Below are 20688 nucleotides of genomic sequence, written 5' to 3' on the forward strand. Positions count from 1 at the left end.
CCTCGCTTACGCCCGCCCGTAGATATCTTCGAAACGAACAATGTCGTCTTCACCCAGATAGGAACCCGATTGCACCTCGATCAGCTCGAGGGGCACTTTTCCTGGGTTCTCCAGGGCATGCACCTGACCGATAGGAATATAGGTCGACTGGTTTTCGGTCACCAGATAGGTTTCCTTGCCATTGGTGACCTTCGCCGTACCGCTGACCACGATCCAGTGCTCGGCACGGTGATGATGCATCTGCACCGACAGCTTGGCGCCCGGCTTTACAGTGATACGCTTGACCTGGTAGCGATGCCCCTGGTCTATGGCCTCGTAGCTACCCCACGGGCGATACACTTCGCTGTTGCAATGAAACTCCTGGCGCTGCTGGGCCTTGAGGTTCTCAACGATTTTCTTGACCCCCTGGACCTTGTCCTTGTGCGCTACCAGCAGAGCATCCTTGGTCTCAACGATGATCAGGTCGCGGACCCCTACGGCAGCCACCAGGCGGCTGGTCGACTTGATGTAGCTGTGCTCCACTTCATCAGCCATGACATCGCCGCTGACGACGTTGCCACTTTCATCCTTCTGGCCAACATCCCACAAGGCGGACCAGGAACCGATATCGTTCCAGCCGGCATTCATTGGCACTACTACCGCATCGGCAGTCTTTTCCATGACGGCGTAGTCGATGGAGTCGCTCGGGCAGCGTGCAAAGGCCTCGGCACCGACGCGGGTGAAATGCAGATCACGGGAACTTTGCTCCAGGGCTTCGGCGCAACAAGCATGGATCTGCGGAGCAAACGCCTTGACCTCGTCAAGCAGACGGCTTGCCTTGAACAGAAACATACCGCTGTTCCACAGGAACTTCTTGCTGGCCAGATAGCGTTGGGCGGTGGCCAGGTCAGGCTTTTCGACAAACCGTGCAATCGCATACCCAGAACCCACGGCCGGCCCCTGTTCGATATAGCCGTAGCCGGTTTCCGGAGACAGCGGCTGGATGCCGAAGGTGACTAGCTTGCCTGCCTGAGCCAGCGGCAATGCGCTGCGAACGCACTTCTGGAAAACTTCGGCATCACTGATCAAATGATCTGCCGCCAGTACCAACAGGAGCGGATCCTGACCGTCCTGTACGGCCTTCAGGGCAGCAAGCGTAATAGCAGCGGCGGTGTTGCGCGCCACAGGCTCGAGAAGTAGCTCGCAATCATCGAAACCCAACTGGCGCATCTGTTCCGCGGCAACGAAACGATGGGCTTCGTTGCAGATGATTTGCGGCTTCAGATCGGTAAGACCGGACAGGCGCTCGACCGTCACCTGGAGCATGGTGTGCTCATCTGCCAATGACAGGAATTGCTTCGGGTTGAGCTCACGGGACATTGGCCACAAACGCGACCCGGAGCCGCCAGCCATCACAATAGGTAAAATCATAAGCCACCCAGGACCGAAGTATACGGTTGCACAAAGCCTAGGACTTGCAACACATAGATGATTTGGAATGTTGATACTGCGAGCATCCCTGCAGCGCCGACAACGCGACCAAACAGAATGGCGTACGCAAGCAGCGAGAATACCATGAAATGATTGAAAATATCCGATATCCGGTAGGCCACAACCTGGGCATCGTGCAACGCCAGCAAGATCAGCAAGCCACTTAGATGGAGGATCACCGAGTAAGCAATAAAGGGCTGTTGGCGCTGTATACGAGCAAACATAAAGACCAACGGCGATAACAGCGCAAAATGAAATATCGCCCGAAAAAAGTTGATCGAACCACCCTGACCACTAAGAATATTATTAATATAAAAGTCGAGCCTAGGGTTCTCCAGCAGCGACAAGAGCTGTAAAAACCCTTTAAGCACACTGATGTCCAGCAAGTAGAGTGCAAACAGCGCGCAGCAACACAAATATATATAAAATACCGTACGCACCCCGGCTGCGCGGAGCAACATAAAGGGCAGAAACAGAATGGCCGAATAATGAAATAACACGGCCCCACACAAGACCGCCAGACTTTTCGACCACTGCCCATTAAACACCAGGTAAGCTGAACACATTACCAAGCCGGTGGCCACACCGATACGAATCTGCGTGAAGTCCTGCAGCAAGAAGAAGTAAGACAGGTAAATTGCAACACTCAACCAACGATACGGTGTTGCCCGCTCCATCACATAAAATTTGCTACCGACGCCCAAAACCGCGTAAAAAACAAACAGCAGTATCGCTGAACCCGTCAGTAGCGAAGACAGCTTCGCCAGAACGAAAAAAGTTGGCTCGACAAAAAACGGCCCAAATTCACCAGAAACAATACCTGCATAATAATCAAGGTAGTTCCCGTGATCGTCCGATACCCCGGGCGCCTGGAAGGCACACATGGCAATCAGCAAGGCGGCCAAGCCCCAGTAGCAAAGCTTGCGCTTGCCACCCAGCAACGAGAGTAGCGCCGAAACCATGAAAGGCAGATAGTAGAAAAGCATACGACGCAACCCTAGACAGAACCCCGAGCGACCATGTGAAACAGAGCAACTGCCCGCTTCGCTTAACCCTCAGCCCTGATCGAAATAGTCCAAGACATGCTGATGCACGCGCAACGAAGTTGTGCGCACGTCGACCCAGCGATATTCAGCATGCTGTTCACGTGGCAGGCTTTCAAGTGCCGAATCTGCCAGTAACAGGGTATAGGCGAGTACCACATAGTGAGTGCCCGAATCGTGCTCATCTGCCGAAAAGTAACTATCGCGGTAGAAGTGTTCGTACACACCGCGAAACGTCGCGCTCGCCATTAACAGTTGCACCCCGAGCTCGGAGTGACTGATGCGGCGAAACGCCTGTTCCAGTGACTCGTTCTTGCGCACCCGCCCCCCGGGGGTAAACCAGTATCCCTGGGCGGGACGATTCAAACGCTCGCCCAGAAGCACTTGCCCGTGCTCATTCAACACGAGCAGGTCAATCGCTATCAGAGGCGTATGCATGACGACTGTGCGGAATGCATCCGCCTGCAGATAGCCGGCCATTAGCGTCTGGCCGAACTTTCGTGATCGACAAACCACTGATAGGCATCGACCAGGCCATCTTCGAGACTGATAGAGGCCTGCCAGCCGAGGTTCTTCAAACGAGAGACGTCCAGCAGCTTTCTTGGCGTGCCATCAGGCTTGCTGGCATCAAAGCCAAGACGCCCCTGATAACCGGTCACTCGACAAATGGTTTCAGCCAGCTCACGAATAGTGCAGTCGACGCCTGTCCCCACGTTAATGTGTGACAAGGTCGGCTGGGTATGCTGCTGATACACCTGCGACTCCATGTTCATGACATGCAGGCAGGCCGCCGCCATATCATCTACGTGCAGAAACTCGCGCATCGGTGTGCCGCTGCCCCAGATGACCACCTCCTGGTCACCCCGCACCTTGGCCTCATGAAAACGACGAATCAGCGCCGGAATCACATGGCTGTTTTGCGGATGATAGTTGTCATGAGGACCGTACAGGTTGGTCGGCATGACACTGCGGTAATCCACCCCATACTGGCGGTTGTAACTTTCACACAGCTTGATACCGGCAATCTTGGCGATGGCGTAAGGCTCGTTGGTAGGCTCCAGTACGCCAGTCAACAACGCTCGCTCTTCAATTGGTTGCTCAGCGAACTTTGGATAGATACACGAAGACCCGAGAAACAGCAGCTTTTTTACGCCGCTGGCGTACGCGCCCTGAATGATGTTGGCCTCAATCATCAGGTTTTCATAAATGAACTGAGCTGGGTATTCATTGTTGGCATGAATACCCCCTACCTTGGCCGCTGCCAGGTAAACCTGATCGATCTGCTGCTCGGCAAAGAACGCACTGACCTGGCGCTGATCCAGCAGGTCGAGCTCTTCCCGGGTTCGCGTAACGATGTTGGTGTAGCCCTGCTGCTTCAATGCACGCATCAATGCCGAGCCGACCATACCGCGGTCACCGGCAACGAAAACCGTTTCTTTGCTCACGATTAACGCTCCACCGCTACATGCACGTCATGACCATGGGACTTGAGCAGCGCGTGGCGCTGGGCCACCTTGAGATCTTCGCTGACCATTTCCGCACACATTTCCTGAACGGTAATTTCCGGCACCCAGCCCAGCTTCTCTTTTGCCTTGGCTGGATCGCCCAGCAAAGTTTCTACTTCCGCAGGACGGAAGTAGCGCGGGTCGACACGCACAATGACATCGCCAACCTTCAGCGCTGGCGCCTTGTCACCTTCGATGGCGGAAACGATCGCAACCTCATCAACACCCGTGCCTTCGAAGCGCAACGAGACACCCAACTCCGCTGCTGACCACTCGACGAACTGGCGAACCGAGTACTGCACACCCGTAGCAATGACGAAATCATCAGCAACTTCCTGCTGCAGCATCATCCACTGCATGCGAACGTAGTCCTTGGCATGCCCCCAGTCACGCAGCGCGTCCATGTTGCCCAGGTACAGGCAATCTTCCAGCCCCTGACTGATATTGGCCAAGGCACGGGTAATCTTGCGGGTCACGAAAGTCTCGCCGCGACGCGGCGACTCGTGGTTGAAGAGAATACCGTTACAGGCATACATACCGTAGGCTTCACGGTAGTTGACCGTGATCCAGTAGGCATACATCTTCGCCACCGCATAGGGCGAACGCGGATAGAACGGCGTGGTTTCACGCTGCGGCGTCTCTTGGACGAGGCCATACAGCTCAGAGGTCGACGCCTGATAGAAGCGGGTTTTCTTTTCCAGGCCGAGCAAGCGAATGGCTTCGAGAATCCGCAGGGTACCCAAGGCATCGACATCCGCGGTGTACTCAGGCGACTCAAAACTTACCGCAACATGAGACTGGGCGCCCAGGTTGTAGACTTCATCAGGCTGAACTTCCTTGATGATGCGGGTCAAGTTGGAAGCGTCGGAAAGATCACCGTAGTGCAAAACGAAATTTTGATTGGCAACATGTGGATCCTGATAGATATGGTCCACACGCTGGGTATTGAATGAAGAAGCCCGGCGCTTGATTCCGTGAACTTCGTAACCTTTTTCCAGCAACAATTCGGCGAGATAAGAACCGTCTTGCCCGGTAACGCCAGTAATTAAAGCTTTCTTTTTCATTTCAATTATCCAGTTCTATATTTCAGCCGAAATCAAATCAGAAACCCTGTCAGCCCAGTGCAGATGGCTGAACACACGCGCTGCGCGCTCGTGAATGACGCCGGGTTGCTCGAGATCAGGCGCTTGCGCCCGGTAAACACTGAGGATACGTGCTGCCATTTGCCGGACATCAAGCCGGTCGACGATAAAACCATTGCGACCTTCTTCCACGAGCTCCGTGGCGATGCCGACATCAAATGCCACTACGGGTACGCCACACATTAGCGCTTCCCCTACCATCATAGGGCCAGCATCTTCGATTGACGTACTGACAAACAGATCAGCCTTACGATAAAGCGCCGCCAACGCGGCATCGCCTTGACAGTAGTCGAATTGGATCACTTTAACACGCTCAAGACCCAGATGAGAGAAGCGATCCGGCGCCAGGCACAGGAGACCAATCTCCTCCCCCGCGAGCAACTGCTGCTCCAGACAGACGAGCACTTGGGAGAGGTATTCAAAACCCTTGCGCGGGTCGTCAGCATCATTGGCATTGGTAAGCATCCGGAACTGCACCGAACGCTCCGGAGCACGCTGCGCCAGTTCTGGCTTGAACAGGTCGGCGTCCAGCGGCAGCGACAACAGCTGATGGTCAGCATATTGAATGGCAGAGCGCTTTCCGGCCTCATGAATGCGCTGGCTACCCGACAATAATGTCGCCTTCATCTGCAGAATATTCACCGACTTGGCGCGCAACTGATAAGCCGCATAATTTTTCTGGCGCTGATCGAGCGCCGGACAATCAGAGCAATCGACCTGGAAACCCGTGCACTGCCAGTAGTAGTGGCAGCCACCGGTCAGGTGCGCCATGTCCATTGAGGTGTAATACACCTTGCAACCAGTTTTTCTCTGGATCTGCAGGACATCGAAGCTGTTGGCAAAGCCCGCAACCCAGTGCACAAAGAGCACATCTGCCGAGGTAATACGCTGAACCAGCTCGGGATTGATGCCTTGAACCGCGGACTCGCCGACAGAAAAGAACAGGTACTTTCTTTTTGCCGAAAATCGCTCGCGAGCGGCAAAGTGGGCCCGCACCCTGGAGAACACTTTTGATGGCAAGTGCTTCCTGGCAAACGCCTTGATACGGACCTTGAACAGTTCGCTCACCACCCGCGTTACCGCCGGCACGGTATGGGACGATCGGGATTCAGCCACAAACAATTGCGAGTCGTGCCCGGCTGCCAGCAAGGACGCGTGAAAGCGCAAAGCCGCACTGCCGGCACCACCAAAATCATTGGTAGACAAGTGAATGACCCTGGCACTGAACGCTTGCTGCGCCCGCTCGGACGCACCGGTTTCCTTGAGACTCAACGCTGCTTCCTCATATAAACCCGCAAACCGATCAAGCAAATAACGAAGTACAGGATATAAGTAACAACGTATGCTTGCATAACACTTTCAACGCCCACCTGAGCGCGACTCATCAGCCAGGCACCCAACAAAAACAAACCGCCCTGGAGCACCTCGGCAATAATATATAACTTCGTTGCCGCCTTCGCCACGGCGATAAAACCGATTACATAGGCCGATATTTTGAAAAAGTCCCCCAGCAACTGATAAATAATCAGGTCGGCCAGCGGGCTAAACTCTTCGGAAAAAATAAGCTTTATGAAGAACGTTCGCCCCAGGTACAGCGTCCCCGCACCAAGGACAAAAATAGCCTGAACCAGATACAGGTGCCGGAGTGTCATCTTCACCACGACAGTACTGTCCTGTTCAGGGGAAATCCGTGGCACAAAATAGAAGGCCAGGAACATGGTAAAGAAACCCAGGTACGCCGCAGAAAAGCGAATCGCCGCCTGCCAGATCCCCGCATCGTGATAGCCCACCTGGGAAATCAACATGCTGCGCACAGTGATTTCTACCAGCGGGAATGCCAGCGTGCTGACCACCAGCATTGTGGTATAGGCAAACAATTGCCGGAACGACAGCCCATCAATCTTGAATAGGCGAATCCGCCCCCAAAAAGGTGAGCGACGGTAAAAGTACAGTGCTGGTAGCGCGCACAAGGATGAAGCCAGAACGATGGAAACCCCGGCCCCATACTCCAGATAACGGGAGATACAGAACCATAACAAAGGGACCGCCAAGACGTTGCCAAGAATCTGGCTGTAGGCGAAAACGTGGGTTACACGCAAGCCATTGGTGACACCGAAAACAACATTTGCAAACGCCAGTGCCAACTGGGCAATGGCCAGCAGAATGATGATCGACTGATAGTCATCGACACCAAATACAAACAGTGAAAGCGGCCGTGAAAGCACTATCCCCGCAATACAAACCAACAGAGAGAATAACAGGGCATAGGTGACCGCAGCCGAAATGAAACGCAGCAGTTTCCTGGGCGTCTGGTGGTACTCAGAACAGTACTTGACCAACGCATTGATGATGCCGCCTCCGGAAAGAATCGTCAGCACACTGACAACACTCATCAGGTGCCCGAGCTTACCCACGCCCTCCGGACCAAGATAAACAGCCATGACCTTAAGAAGGATGAAGCCCATGAGCACTTTCGATGCATGGGCGCCACCCGTGAACAGGGCTGAACGGACAGCACTCATTGAATTGAACTCAGCCCCTCGAGCGCTGCATCAATGACGGTAGCCACCATGGCATCAGTCATGTTGAACCAGACCGGAAGGCGAACCAGTCGTTCACTGTCACGAGTCGTTACTACGTCGTCACCGACAAACCTGCCGAACTGCTGGCCTGCAGGGCTGGCATGCAGAGGGATATAGTGGAATGGCGTCAAGATTTCGCGCTGACGCATATGGCTGATGAACTTCGCACGCTGGTCGAGCGACTGGAGTTTCAGGTAGTACATATGGCCATTGTGCTCGCAGCCCTCCGGAACCTGGGGACGCTGAACCAGCCCATGCAATTCCGAAGCCGCAAAGGCCTGGTGATACATATCCCAGATTTGCAGTCGACGGGCATTGATCTCTTTCGATTTTTCCAACTGTGCATAGAGGTAAGCAGCCTGCAACTCACCCGGCAAGAAACTTGAGCCAATGTCACGCCACGTGTACTTGTCGACCTGCCCACGAAAGAACTGCGAGCGGTTCGTACCTTTCTCACGAATGACTTCTGCACGCAAAACAAAGCGCTCGTCATTAATCAGCAGCAAGCCCCCCTCACCACCGCTGGTATAGTTCTTGGTCTCGTGAAAGCTGTAAGCCGCCAAATGCCCAATGGTGCCCAGCGGCCGTCCTTTGTAGGTCGACATCATGCCTTGAGCCGCATCTTCGACAACGAACAGGCCGTGCTTCTCGGCAATGGCCATCAACGTGTCCATTTCGCAGGCAACACCGGCATAGTGCACAGGAACGATCGCTTTTGTTCGTTCGGTAATCGCCTGTTCAACCAAGGTTTCGTCGATATTCATGGTGTCAGCCCGAACATCAACAAAGACAATTTTGGCACCGCGCAAAACAAAGGCGTTGGCGGTACTGACAAAGGTATAGCTTGGCATGATGACTTCATCGCCAGGGCCAATATCCAGAAGCAGTGCTGCCATTTCGAGCGCCTGGGTACAGGACGGCGTTAACAACGTGCGCAAGCAAGCAAAGCTTGTCTCAAACCACTGTTGGCAGCGTTGACTAAACTCGCCATCTCCGGACATTTTATCGCTGCGCATCGCCGCAATAACGTACTGATCTTCCGCACCGGTGTAAGGTGGTTTGTTGAACGGAATCATGCTACACCCTCGAAAATTCGCTTTCAGGCCGCCTTGCTGCACGATAGCAAAGCGGGCCTCACGATAAAACAGAGCCTGCCCCGGAAACACCAAAAGCGGCGCCGCCGCTTTTGGAGTCATGACCGAGCACTTTAATTATTGCGGTCGAACCGGCCGCCGGCGCATCGCTGCCGCCAACAGGACATAGCCTACACCCAGGAGCAATCCAGCCAGCGCAGCCATGGCCAGCACCACAGATTTTCTTGGCTTGATCGGGGCGTCAGGCTGTTCTATAGGACCGTCGATGCGAAAAACCGCTACACTCTCAGGGTTGACTTCAACACTCATATAGAACGCATACCGGGCCTGCAGGTCACGCAAACGGGTAATGAACGGATCGTCAGACCTGCGCTGCTCGAGGTTCTGAATCTCCGCCTCCAGCGCCTTGGTACCACGCATGTAGCTCAAGTGCCCATCCATACCCGCAGACACTTCGGTAGACAAATTCCCACTGATAATCGGCGGCTCTTTCAAACCAATTGCACGCGCAACATTCAGCGCCTCGCGCAACTGAACAATAAGGTCCTCGCGCACCTTCTGCCCACCTTCGCGCAAACGATCAATCTGTTGAGCCAGATTCCTCGCGCGAACTTCTGCTTCGCGGGTGACGTTCTTTATCATCTCTTCACGAGCCGAATCACCGGCGCGCATAACGTAAGTCTTGGCCCAGGCGACCACACGCTGTGGATCCTCGCCTTGCACTGTCAACGAATAGCGATCAGGGGAGTCTTTTCCACTGGGTGAAATCACCAACTCACGAGAAAATTTTTCGTAAAGTCGAGTTTGCGAACCCGCACGCTCTGACTCGCTGAGCGATGGCAGATAAAACTCTTCAAAAAAACTACGGCGCAACGATTCCGCTTGAAGATCACGCAAAAAAACCTCGTACACATCCTTGACCGAGTACGGTTTCAGCTCAGCCTCGGCAGTACGACCGTAGTTGAAATCGGCGATACCATTCTGGGTCGGCGGAATGACAAAAACCCGGGCTTCATAAACAGGCTTGGCGATGAACAGATAAATCACAGCTGCCAGGACGGCGAGGAACATGACTGACAAGATAATCAGTTTTTTCGCCCAAAGGCTTCCAAGTAACTCAAGCACGTCCAACTCTGGATCTAACCGATTACTCTCGGGGGTGTTGCGCATTTATAATTCAGTCCTTATCAGGTTTCGCTGCGCTCTTATCGTTGAGCGTTTTTACATCTATAACAGCCACGCCCTTGCCATTGGCAATCGCCAAGCAGGCTACGAAAATCAAACTTTAGCTCGCCCCCGCCCTTCTTTGCCAAGCAATCGGCCGGCCAGCACCAACAAGGGGCCCACAGCCAGACCAGCCAGCAATGCGATAAGTACAAATACAGCCAACGGCAGGGAAGGCAGTGTCCAGGCCATGAAATGCAATGACGCCGGCTGCTGATTATCCAGCACAAAAATCAGCACCATCGCTGCTAGCAGCAAAAGAAATACGACCAAAATCAACCGCTTGAAGTTCCGCACGGAGGCTTCCTTTTATCCGATTAGTGTTCTTGGGACTCTTCCTCATTCACCCGATCCCGCAGCTCCTTCCCCGGCTTGAAGTGTGGCACAAACTTGCCATCCAGGCTGACGGACTGACCGGTTTTTGGGTTGCGACCTACGCGGGGGGCACGATAGTGCAGGGAGAAGCTGCCAAAGCCGCGGATTTCGATGCGGTCGCCAGTGGCCAGGCACTGGGACATTTGCTCAAGCATGGTCTTGATGGCCAGCTCGACATCCTTGGATGAGAGCAGCCCTTGATGGGTGACAATACGTTCGATCAGCTCCGACTTCGTCATATTTTTCCCTTCTTTATCAAGCAGCTAGATCATTGCTCCGTTGTTTTTAGCATGACCTGAGGGATTTGAACAGGGCGGTTCTTGACTTAATCGGATTTTGAAGAAATACGCCTTGGCGTAATGGATGATAGCTGTTTGCCATTGATTACGCCGAAGCTCACTGGCGTAAGGGTTTCAGCCGCAAGCAAGAATCGCAGGCATAAAAAAGGGCGACCGAAGTCGCCCTTTTTTAACACCAGCAGAACTTAGTTCTGTTTGGCCATTGCCTGACGCAGCAGCGCAGCCATGGTGGTGTCAGCAGCAGCTTCCGGAGCGGATTCTTTCAGGCTCTGGATAGCTTCTTTCTCTTCAGCGTCGTCTTTCGACTTGATCGACAGCTGGATGACGCGCGATTTGCGGTCAACGCTGATGATCTTCGCTTCGATCTCTTCGCCTTCCTTCAGGACGTTACGCGCGTCTTCAACGCGGTCACGGCTGATTTCGGAAGCTTTCAGAGTGGCTTCGATGTCGTCGGCCAGGGTGATGATGGCGCCTTTGGCGTCAACTTCTTTTACAACACCCTTGACGATTGCACCCTTGTCGTTGCTAGCAACGTACTCGGAGAACGGATCGCTTTCCAGTTGCTTGATACCCAGCGAGATGCGCTCGCGCTCTGGGTCAACCGACAGGATGACGGTGTCCAGCTCGTCGCCCTTCTTGAAGCGACGTACGGCTTCTTCGCCGACTTCGTTCCAGGAGATGTCCGACAGGTGAACCAGGCCGTCGATGCCGCCGTCCAGACCAATGAAGATACCGAAATCGGTGATCGACTTGATGGTGCCGGAGATCTTGTCGCCCTTGTTGAACTGGCCAGAGAAGTCTTCCCATGGGTTGGACTTGCACTGTTTGATGCCCAGGGAGATACGACGACGCTCTTCGTCGATGTCCAGAACCATGACTTCCACTTCGTCGCCGACTTGTACGACTTTCGAAGGATGGATGTTCTTGTTGGTCCAGTCCATTTCGGAAACGTGTACCAGGCCTTCCACGCCTTCTTCCAGCTCTGCGAAGCAGCCGTAGTCGGTCAGGTTGGTAACACGCGCCATGACGCGGGTGCTTTCTGGGTAACGAGCCTTGATAGCAACCCATGGGTCTTCACCCAGTTGCTTCAGACCCAGGGATACACGATTGCGCTCGCGATCGTACTTCAGAACCTTGACATCGATCTCGTCGCCAACGTTGACGATTTCCGATGGGTGCTTGATACGTTTCCAAGCCATGTCGGTGATGTGCAGCAGGCCATCAACGCCGCCCAGGTCAACGAATGCGCCGTAGTCGGTGAGGTTCTTGACGATACCTTTGACTTGCTGGCCTTCCTGCAGGGATTCCAGCAGAGCTTCGCGCTCGGCGCTGTTCTCGGCTTCCAGGACGCTGCGACGGGAAACGACAACGTTGTTGCGCTTCTGGTCCAGTTTGATGACCTTGAATTCCAGCTCTTTGCCTTCCAGGTGGGTGGTGTCGCGCACTGGGCGGACATCAACCAGGGAACCAGGCAGGAACGCACGGATACCGTTAACGTCGACAGTGAAGCCGCCTTTAACCTTACCGTTGATAACGCCCTTGACCACTTCTTCGGCGGCGAAAGCTGCTTCCAGAACAATCCAGCACTCGGCGCGCTTGGCTTTTTCACGGGACAGTTTGGTTTCGCCAAAGCCGTCTTCGACCGCGTCCAGCGCAACGTGAACTTCGTCACCGACCTTGATGGTCAGCTCGCCAGCTTCGTTGTAGAACTGCTCGAGCGGGATGACGCCCTCGGACTTCAGGCCAGCGTGTACGGTAACCCAGTCGCCGTCGATGTCGACAACGATACCGGTGATGATCGCACCCGGCTGAAGATTGAGGGTTTTCAGGCTTTCTTCAAAGAGTTCTGCAAAGCTTTCGCTCATTTTAATTCCTGTAGATTAGGGCGGGACATACGCCCATCAGCCACATTCCAGACAATGTGGGTTTCGTTCATATAAAGGAAAGCCGACAGGACGTTGACTGGTGCCCCTGCCTGCTCTCCTGGTCATCAGGCGATATCGCGCAGGGCGATCTCGCTCTTGATGCGTTGCAACACCTGCTCGATGGACAACTCCGTGGAATCCAGCTGGATCGCATCGGCCGCCGGCTTGAGCGGGGCCACTGCGCGCTGGGTGTCGCGCTCATCGCGCGCACGAATCTCATCTAGCAGACTCGACAGACTAACATCTTCGCCCTTGCCCTTCAACTGCAAGTAACGACGGCGGGCACGCTCCTCGGCGCTGGCGGTCAGAAAAACCTTCAGAGGCGCATTCGGGAACACCACGGTGCCCATGTCGCGGCCGTCGGCAATCAGCCCCGGCGCTTCCTGGAACGCCCGCTGGCGCTGCAGCAAGGCTTCACGCACCGCCGGCAGCGAGGCGACCATGGAAGCACCGGCACCCACGGTTTCGGTACGGATGACATTGCTGACATCCTCACCTTCGAGAATGATCTGCTGCAGCTTGCCCGGCTCGGCGGCGATGAACTGCACATCCAGATGTGCGGCCAAGGCCTTGAGCAATTCTTCGTTGGTCAGGTCGACACCGTGGTTGTTGGCGTTGAAGGCCAGCAAGCGGTACAGCGCGCCGGAATCCAGCAGCTTCCAGCCCAGCTCGCGGGCCAGCAGGCCGGCGACGGTGCCCTTGCCCGAGCCGCTTGGCCCGTCAATGGTGATGACCGGTGCGTTGGAATTCACGACTTGCCCTCTTCTGCCACACGGATGCCGACTTCGGCGCACAGGGCGAGGAAGTTCGGGAACGAGGTCGCGACGTTGGCACAATCATGGATGCGGATCGGCGCGGTGGCGCGCAACGAGGCCACACTGAAGGCCATGGAGATGCGATGGTCGCCATGACCGTGCACTTCGCCGCCGCCGATCACGCCGCCGTCGATGATAATGCCGTCCGGGGTTGGCTCGCACTTTACGCCCAGGGCCAGCAGGCCGTCGGCCATGACCTGGATGCGATCGGATTCCTTGACCCGCAGCTCTTCGGCACCGCGCAGCACGGTACGGCCTTGGGCGCAGGCCGCAGCGACGAACAGCACCGGGAACTCGTCGATGGCCAGCGGTACCAGGTGCTCGGGGATCTCGATACCTTTGAGTTTAGCCCCGCGTACGCGCAGGTCAGCCACCGGCTCACCGCCGACTTCACGCTGGTTTTCCAGGGTGATGTCGCCGCCCATCAGGCGCAGGATATCGATGACGCCGGTACGGGTCGGGTTGATGCCGACGTGCTCGAGCAGCAGTTCAGAGCCTTCGGCAATCGATGCAGCCACCAGGAAGAACGCCGCCGAGGAAATATCCGCCGGCACTTCGATATGAGTTGCCGTCAGCTTGCCGCCAGATTCCAGCGAAGCCGTAGGACCCTCAACGTCAACGCTGTAGCCAAAGCCACGGAGCATGCGCTCGGTGTGGTCGCGGGTTGGCGCAGGCTCGGTAACCGTGGTCTTGCCTTGGGCGTACAGGCCGGCCAGCAGCAGGCAGGATTTGACCTGGGCACTGGCCATCGGCAGCGTGTAGGTCAGGGCCTTGAGGGTGTGGCCACCACGGATGGTCATCGGCGGACGACCTTCGGCGGCAGTTTCGATCACCGCGCCCATTTCCCGCAGCGGGTTGGCCACGCGATTCATCGGCCGCTTGGACAGCGAGGCATCGCCGGTCAGTACGGTGTCGAACGGCTGCGCCGCCAGCAGGCCGGAGAGCAGACGCATGGAGGTACCGGAGTTACCCAGGTAGATCGGGCCCGGTGGCGGTTTCAGGCCATTGAGGCCGACACCATGGATAGTCACACGGCCATGGTGCGGGCCTTCAATGACCACACCCATGTCGCGGAAGGCCTGCAAGGTTGCCAGGGCGTCTTCGCCCTCGAGGAAACCTTCCACTTCGGTGGTGCCTTCGGCCAGGGAGCCGAGCATGATCGAGCGATGGGAAATCGATTTGTCACCTGGTACACGAATACGGCCAGACACGCGGCCACCAGGATTTGCCAGGAAAATCAGGTCGTTGGAGTTCATAGCGTCCACATAGGCCCGGCGGGCCAGGATTTTACTGAAATGCTCGCGGGCAACACGGGCGCGCGTGAAGACGCCCAGCAGTTGATGCCCATCCCCTGCATCGACCGCGTCGCGCAAGGCGTCGAGGTCGCTGCGAAATGTATCCAGCGTGCGCAGGACAGCCTCGCGATTGGCGAGAAAGATGTCGTGCCACATGACCGGGTCGCTTCCGGCGATTCTCGTGAAATCGCGGAAACCTCCGGCAGCGTAACGGAAGATATCGAGGTTTTCATTGCGCTTGGCCAGGGAATCGACCAGGCCGAAGGCCAGCAGGTGTGGCAAGTGGCTGGTCGCGGCCAGGACTTCGTCGTGACGCTCGACCTGCATGTGCTCGACATCGGCCTCAAGCGCACGCCAGAGCTGATCGACCAGCGCCAGCGCAGCCGGCTCGGTTTCAGCCAGCGGCGTGAGAATGACTTTGTGGCGGCGGAACAGCGAAGCATTGGAAGCCTCCACCCCGCTCTGCTCGGAGCCGGCAATCGGATGCCCGGGTACAAAACGCGGCAATCGCGCACCGAGGGCCTCGCGGGCGGCGCGCACGACATTACCCTTGGCACTGCCGACGTCGGTCAGCACCGCCTGGCCGAGATCCAGTTGAGCCAGGCGCGCGAGGAGCTTTTCCATGGCCAGGATCGGCACGGCCAGCTGAATGACATCAGCGCCGACGCAGGCGGCAGCGAGGTCTTCTTCGCAGCGGTCGACCACGCCCAGCTCCACCGCCAGCTTGCGCGACTGCGGATCGAGGTCGACACCGACCACTTCGCGGCACAGACCGCTTTCACGCAAGCCCTTGGCGAAGGACCCGCCAATCAGGCCCAACCCGACCACCACCAGCCGGCCGATGATCGGCCCAGGCTTGTTTACCACGACTTCAACCACGGAGCTGGACCCTGTTCAAACCTGCATGCACGCCATTCATACCTCAGAGTACCGCTTTAGGGTAGGAACCCAGCACCTTCAGGGCCACGGCTTCCTGACTGATCTGCTCGAGCACGGCCTTGATCAGCGGATCGCGGTGGTGGCCGACGAAATCGATGAAGAACACGTAGGTCCATTTGCCGCTGCGCGACGGACGGGTCTCGATACGAGTGAGGTCAATACCATTCTCGTGGAACGGCACCAACAGCTCGTGCAAGGCACCCGGCTTGTTGCTCATGGAGACGATGATCGAGGTCTTGTCGTCGCCGGTCGGCGGCACTTCCTGGTTACCAATCATCAGAAAGCGCGTGGAGTTGTCCGGACGGTCTTCGATCTTCTCGGCCAGGCGCGTAAGGCCGTACAGGCCAGCCGCCATGTCGCCGGCAATGGCCGCCGAGTTCCACTCACCCTTGACCCGCTTGGCCGCTTCGGCGTTGCTCGACACCGCCACGCGCTCGACATTCGGGTAATGGGCATCCAGCCACTTGCGGCACTGGGCCAGCGACTGGGCGTGGGAGTAGATGCGGCTGATGCTGTCGGTCTTGGTGTTCTCACCCACCAGCAGGTGGTGGTGAATACGCAGCTCGACTTCGCCGCAGATCACCATGTCGTGCTCGAGGAAGCTGTCGAGGGTGTGATTGACCGCACCCTCGGTGGAGTTCTCCACCGGCACCACGCCGAAGTTGACGGCGCCGGCCGCCACTTCGCGGAACACTTCGTCGATGGCTGCCATCGGCTTGCTGATCACCGCATGGCCGAAATGCTTCATCGCCGCGGCCTGGGTGAAGGTCCCCTCAGGGCCGAGGTAGGCGACCTTCAGCGGTTGCTCCAGGGCCAGGCACGAAGACATGATTTCGCGGAACAACCGCGCCATCTCTTCGTTGCCCAGTGGCCCCTGGTTGCGCTGCATGACGCGCTTGAGCACCTGCGCCTCACGCTCGGGACGGTAGAACACCGGCGTCTCGCCTTCGGCCAGGGTCGCGGTTTTGACCCGCGCCACTTCCTGCGCGCAGCGAGCACGGTCACTGATCAGCTCGAGGATCTTCTCGTCGAGGCTGTCAATGCGCACCCGCAGCGCCTTGAGTTCCTGCTCCGACATCAGCCGTGCTCCTTCTCGAATTCAGCCATGTAGCCAACCAGCGCTTCGACCGCGTCCAGGCCCAGGGCGTTGTAGATCGAGGCACGCATGCCGCCGACCGAACGGTGCCCCTTGAGGTTGAGCAGGCCACGGGCGTCGGCACCGGCGAGGAAAGCCTTGTCCAGGCGCTCGTCGGCCAGGCGGAACGGCACGTTCATCCACGAACGGGCGTTGACGCTGATCGGGTTGGTGTAGAAGTCGCTGTTGTCGATGAAGCCGTACAGGCGGTCTTTCTTGGCCCGGTTGCGCTGCTCCATGGCCTCGACGCCGCCCTGCTCTTTCAGCCACTCGAAGACCAGCCCCGACAGGTACCAGGAATAGGTTGCCGGGGTGTTGTACATCGAGCCGTTGTCGGCCGCGACCTTATAGTCGAGCATGGTCGGGCAACTGCTGCGGGCGCGGCCGAGCAGGTCTTCACGGACAATCACCACCACCAGGCCGCTCGGGCCGATGTTCTTCTGGGCGCCAGCGTAGATCAGGCCGAAGTTGGAGACGTCGATCGGACGCGAGAGAATGTCCGAAGACATGTCGACCACCAACGGCACGTCACCGGTCTGCGGCACCCAGTCGAACTCCAGACCACCGATGGTCTCGTTCGAGGCGTAGTGCACGTAGGCGGCGTTGTCGCTCAGGTTCCATTCGTTCTGGCCCGGGATAGCCAGGTAGTCGTAGACCTTGGCGCTGGAAGCAACGTTGATGTTGCCGTAGCGGCGGGCTTCTTCGATGGCTTTTTTCGACCAGATACCGGTTTCGATATAGTCGGCGGTGCCGTCTTCAGGCAGCAGGTTGAGCGGAATCTCGGCGAACTGCTGGCTCGCACCGCCCTGCAGGAACAGCACCTTGTAATTGGAAGGAATGGACATCAGGTCGCGCAGATCCTGCTCGGCCTTCTCGGCAATGGCCACGTAGTCGTCGCTACGGTGACTCATCTCCATCACCGACAGGCCTTTGCCACGCCAGTTCAGCATTTCAGCCTGGGCGCGCTGCAGTACAGCGTCAGGGAGCGCAGCAGGGCCTGCGCAGAAGTTAAAGGCTCGTTTGCTCACATCCACTCTCGCTCTGCTCTTGATGTCCGCAGGAGCCGGTCGGGCAGCGAGCCGTGCCCGACTGCCGCGACCTCCCCCACCAGGATTGCGCTACTAATAGGTTATTCCGGCTGTGCCTCTTCGTCGGCAGCGGCATCGGCCTGTGGAGCCGCATCGGCGTCCACTTCGGTGCCATCCACGTCGGCGTCGAAGTCCTCGTCACCTTCCTCTTCGGATGGCTCCTGGACCCGTTCCAGACCCACCAGGGTCTCGTCGCTGGCCAGTTTGATGAGGGTCACACCCTGGGTATTACGGCCCAGGCTGGAGACTTCACCGACACGGGTACGGACCAGGGTGCCCTGGTCGGAAATCAGCATGATTTCTTCGCCGTCGAGCACCTGCACAGCCCCGACCAGACGGCCGTTACGCTCGTTGCTGACCATGGCGATTACGCCCTGACCGCCACGCTTGTACTCCGGGAACTCGCTAATGGCAGTACGTTTGCCGTAGCCGCGCTCGGAGGCAGTGAGGATCTGGCTGCCTTCTTCCGGGATGATCATCGAGATCAGCTTCTGCCCTTCGGCCAGGCGCATGCCGCGTACACCGCGGGCAGTACGGCCCATGGCGCGAACGTCGGACTCCTTGAAGCGGGTCACCTTGCCGGCGTCGGAGAACAGCATGACCTCACGCTCGCCATCGGTGATGGCCGCGGAAATCAGTACGTCGCCTTCGTCCAGCTCCAGGGCGATCAGGCCGACACTGCGCTGGCGGCTGAAGGATTCCAGCGGGGTCTTCTTCACGGTGCCGTTGGCGGTGGCCATGAAGATGAAGTGACCTTCGGTGTATTCCTCGACCGGCAGCATGGTCGAAATGTACTCGCCCTCATCCAGCGGCAGCAGGTTGACCAGCGGTCGACCGCGCGCGGCACGGGAGGCTTCAGGGATTTCATAGGTCTTGAGCCAGTACACCTTGCCCTTGCTGGAGAACAGCAGCAGGGTGGTGTGGCTGTTGGCGACCAGCAGGTGCGAGATGTAGTCCTCGTCCTTGACGCCGGTAGCCGACTTGCCTTTACCACCGCGACGCTGGGCCTGGTAGGCGGCCAGTGGCTGGGTCTTGGCGTAGCCGCCATGGGAGATGGTCACGACCCGGTCTTCTTCCGGAATCATGTCACCCAGGGTCAGGTCCAGTCGCGCATCGAGGATCTCGGTACGGCGCACGTCGCCGTACTCGGCGCGGATCAGCTCCAGCTCTTCACGGATCACTTCCATCAGGCGCTCGGCGCTGTTGAGGATGCGGATCAGCTCGCCGATCTGGTTGAGGATCTCCTGGTATTCAGCCAGCAGCTTCTCGTGCTCCAGGCCGGTCAGGCGGTGCAGGCGCAGGTCGAGAATGGCCTGGGCCTGTTCCGGCGACAGGAAGTACTTGCCATCGCGCAGACCGAACTGCGGATCAAGGTTCTCCGGACGGCAGGAGTCGGCGCCGGCGCGCTCGACCATGACCTGCACGGCACTGGATTCCCACGGCGTGCTGATCAGCGCTTCCTTGGCCTCGGAAGGCGTTGGCGAAGCCTTGATCAGGGCGATCACCGGATCGATGTTGGACAGGGCAACCGCCTGGCCTTCAAGGATGTGCCCGCGCTCACGCGCCTTGCGCAGTTCGAACACGGTACGGCGGGTAACCACTTCGCGGCGGTGGCGAACGAAGGCCTCGAGCAGCTCCTTGAGGTTCAGCACCCGTGGACGGCCGTCGATCAGCGCTACCACGTTGATGCCGAAGACGCTCTGCAGCTGGGTCTGGGCGTAGAGATTGTTGAGGATCACCTCAGGCACTTCGCCACGACGCAGCTCGATGACGATACGCATACCGTCCTTGTCGGACTCGTCGCGCAGCTCGGTAATACCTTCGAGCTTCTTCTCCTTGACCAGCTCGGCGATCTTCTCGATCAGACGCGCCTTGTTCAGCTGGTACGGCAGCTCGGTGACGACGATCTGCTGGCGGCCACCGACCTTGTCGATGTCTTCGACCATCGAGCGGGCGCGCATGTAGATACGGCCACGGCCGGTGCGATAGGCCTCGATGATGCCCTGGCGACCGTTGATGATCGCCGCGGTCGGGAAGTCCGGGCCGGGGATAAACTGCATCAGTTCGTCGACAGTGATGTCGGCGTTGTCGATCAGCGCCAGGCAACCGTCGATGACTTCACCGAGGTTGTGCGGCGGAATGTTGGTCGCCATGCCCACGGCGATACCGCTGGAACCGTTGACCAGCAGGTTGGGGATCTTGGTCGGCATGACCGCCGGGATCTGCTCGGTACCGTCGTAGTTGGGTACCCAGTCGACCGTCTCTTTATGCAGGTCGGCCAGCAGCTCGTGGGCCAGCTTGGTCATGCGCACTTCGGTGTATCGCATGGCGGCGGCATTGTCGCCGTCGACCGAACCGAAGTTACCCTGGCCGTCGACCAGCAGGTAACGCAGCGAGAACGGCTGGGCCATACGTACGATGGTGTCGTAAACGGCGGTATCACCATGCGGGTGGTACTTACCGATCACGTCACCGACCACACGGGCGGATTTCTTGTACGGTTTGTTCCAGTCGTTACCCAGTTCGCTCATCGCATACAGAACGCGGCGATGCACGGGCTTCAAGCCATCACGCGCATCGGGCAGTGCACGCCCGACAATGACGCTCATCGCGTAGTCGAGGTAGGACTGTCTCAGCTCGTCTTCGATATTGACCGGGAGGATTTCTTTGGCCAGTTCGCCCATGAGAAGCCTGATTCCTTTTTCTGGTGAAACCTCGTCACATCCATATGGGACGAACGAAGCTCGCCGCTGCAAA

General features: G+C 57.5%; 17 protein-coding genes. All 17 read right to left on the reverse strand.

Going from position 1 to position 20688, the window contains the following annotated elements:
* Positions 1 to 6: 6 nt before the first annotated feature.
* On the reverse strand, positions 7 to 1410 hold the full coding sequence (locus tag LOY22_RS19595; RefSeq protein WP_258594525.1) for a mannose-1-phosphate guanylyltransferase/mannose-6-phosphate isomerase: 1404 nt from the start codon (positions 1408 to 1410) through the stop codon (positions 7 to 9).
* Positions 1407 to 2456, reverse strand: coding sequence for an EpsG family protein (locus LOY22_RS19600; RefSeq protein ID WP_045195365.1), 1050 nt, complete (start codon positions 2454 to 2456; stop codon positions 1407 to 1409). Before LOY22_RS19600 ends, LOY22_RS19595 begins: the two co-directional genes overlap by 4 nt.
* Positions 2457 to 2525: 69 nt before the next feature.
* A complete protein-coding gene (locus LOY22_RS19605; RefSeq protein WP_045195367.1) occupies positions 2526 to 2993 on the reverse strand; it encodes a GDP-mannose mannosyl hydrolase in 468 nt (155 codons plus the stop codon).
* Positions 2993 to 3958, reverse strand: a complete 966-nt coding sequence (locus LOY22_RS19610) for a GDP-L-fucose synthase (protein WP_093380434.1) — start codon at positions 3956 to 3958, stop codon at positions 2993 to 2995. Before LOY22_RS19610 ends, LOY22_RS19605 begins: the two co-directional genes overlap by 1 nt.
* 2 nt (positions 3959 to 3960) lie before the next feature.
* Positions 3961 to 5082 carry a GDP-mannose 4,6-dehydratase gene (gene gmd, locus LOY22_RS19615; protein WP_045195372.1) on the reverse strand — a complete coding sequence of 374 codons (1122 nt, stop codon included), beginning with the start codon at positions 5080 to 5082 and terminating at the stop codon, positions 3961 to 3963.
* A gap of 15 nt (positions 5083 to 5097) precedes the next feature.
* Entirely contained in the window at positions 5098 to 6432 is a 1335-nt protein-coding gene (locus tag LOY22_RS19620; RefSeq protein ID WP_258594529.1) for a glycosyltransferase, read from the reverse strand.
* Positions 6429 to 7682 (reverse strand): O-antigen translocase, encoded by a 1254-nt coding sequence (locus LOY22_RS19625; RefSeq protein ID WP_093380428.1) that lies wholly within the window; start codon positions 7680 to 7682, stop codon positions 6429 to 6431. Before LOY22_RS19625 ends, LOY22_RS19620 begins: the two co-directional genes overlap by 4 nt.
* The gene (rffA, locus tag LOY22_RS19630; RefSeq protein ID WP_093380425.1) at positions 7679 to 8818 is read right to left on the reverse strand and encodes a dTDP-4-amino-4,6-dideoxygalactose transaminase; all 1140 of its coding nucleotides are present in this window, start codon (positions 8816 to 8818) and stop codon (positions 7679 to 7681) included. The genes LOY22_RS19625 and rffA overlap by 4 nt, the downstream gene beginning before the upstream one ends.
* Positions 8819 to 8953: 135 nt before the next feature.
* Positions 8954 to 10006 (reverse strand): LPS O-antigen chain length determinant protein WzzB, encoded by a 1053-nt coding sequence (locus tag LOY22_RS19635; RefSeq protein ID WP_093380422.1) that lies wholly within the window; start codon positions 10004 to 10006, stop codon positions 8954 to 8956.
* Positions 10007 to 10114: 108 nt separating this feature from the next.
* On the reverse strand, positions 10115 to 10357 hold the full coding sequence (locus LOY22_RS19640) for a lipopolysaccharide assembly protein LapA domain-containing protein (protein WP_258594532.1): 243 nt from the start codon (positions 10355 to 10357) through the stop codon (positions 10115 to 10117).
* 20 nt (positions 10358 to 10377) lie between these two features.
* The gene (gene ihfB, locus LOY22_RS19645; protein WP_045195381.1) at positions 10378 to 10674 is read right to left on the reverse strand and encodes an integration host factor subunit beta; all 297 of its coding nucleotides are present in this window, start codon (positions 10672 to 10674) and stop codon (positions 10378 to 10380) included.
* 245 nt (positions 10675 to 10919) lie between these two features.
* On the reverse strand, positions 10920 to 12599 hold the full coding sequence (rpsA, locus tag LOY22_RS19650; RefSeq protein WP_045195383.1) for a 30S ribosomal protein S1: 1680 nt from the start codon (positions 12597 to 12599) through the stop codon (positions 10920 to 10922).
* A 125-nt stretch (positions 12600 to 12724) separates the two neighbouring features.
* On the reverse strand, positions 12725 to 13411 hold the full coding sequence (gene cmk, locus LOY22_RS19655; protein ID WP_093380420.1) for a (d)CMP kinase: 687 nt from the start codon (positions 13409 to 13411) through the stop codon (positions 12725 to 12727).
* Positions 13408 to 15648, reverse strand: coding sequence for a bifunctional prephenate dehydrogenase/3-phosphoshikimate 1-carboxyvinyltransferase (locus LOY22_RS19660; RefSeq protein ID WP_045195387.1), 2241 nt, complete (start codon positions 15646 to 15648; stop codon positions 13408 to 13410). Before LOY22_RS19660 ends, cmk begins: the two co-directional genes overlap by 4 nt.
* A gap of 43 nt (positions 15649 to 15691) precedes the next feature.
* A complete protein-coding gene (pheA, locus tag LOY22_RS19665; protein WP_093380418.1) occupies positions 15692 to 16786 on the reverse strand; it encodes a prephenate dehydratase in 1095 nt (364 codons plus the stop codon).
* Positions 16786 to 17871 (reverse strand): 3-phosphoserine/phosphohydroxythreonine transaminase, encoded by a 1086-nt coding sequence (serC, locus tag LOY22_RS19670; RefSeq protein ID WP_258594534.1) that lies wholly within the window; start codon positions 17869 to 17871, stop codon positions 16786 to 16788. Before serC ends, pheA begins: the two co-directional genes overlap by 1 nt.
* Before the next feature lie 101 nt (positions 17872 to 17972).
* Complete coding sequence (gene gyrA / locus LOY22_RS19675; protein WP_213603501.1) at positions 17973 to 20615, reverse strand: DNA gyrase subunit A; 2643 nt, start codon at positions 20613 to 20615, stop codon at positions 17973 to 17975.
* Between the last annotated feature and the right edge of the window lie 73 nt (positions 20616 to 20688).

This window comes from Pseudomonas sp. B21-035 (assembly GCF_024748945.1).
Classification (GTDB): domain Bacteria; phylum Pseudomonadota; class Gammaproteobacteria; order Pseudomonadales; family Pseudomonadaceae; genus Aquipseudomonas.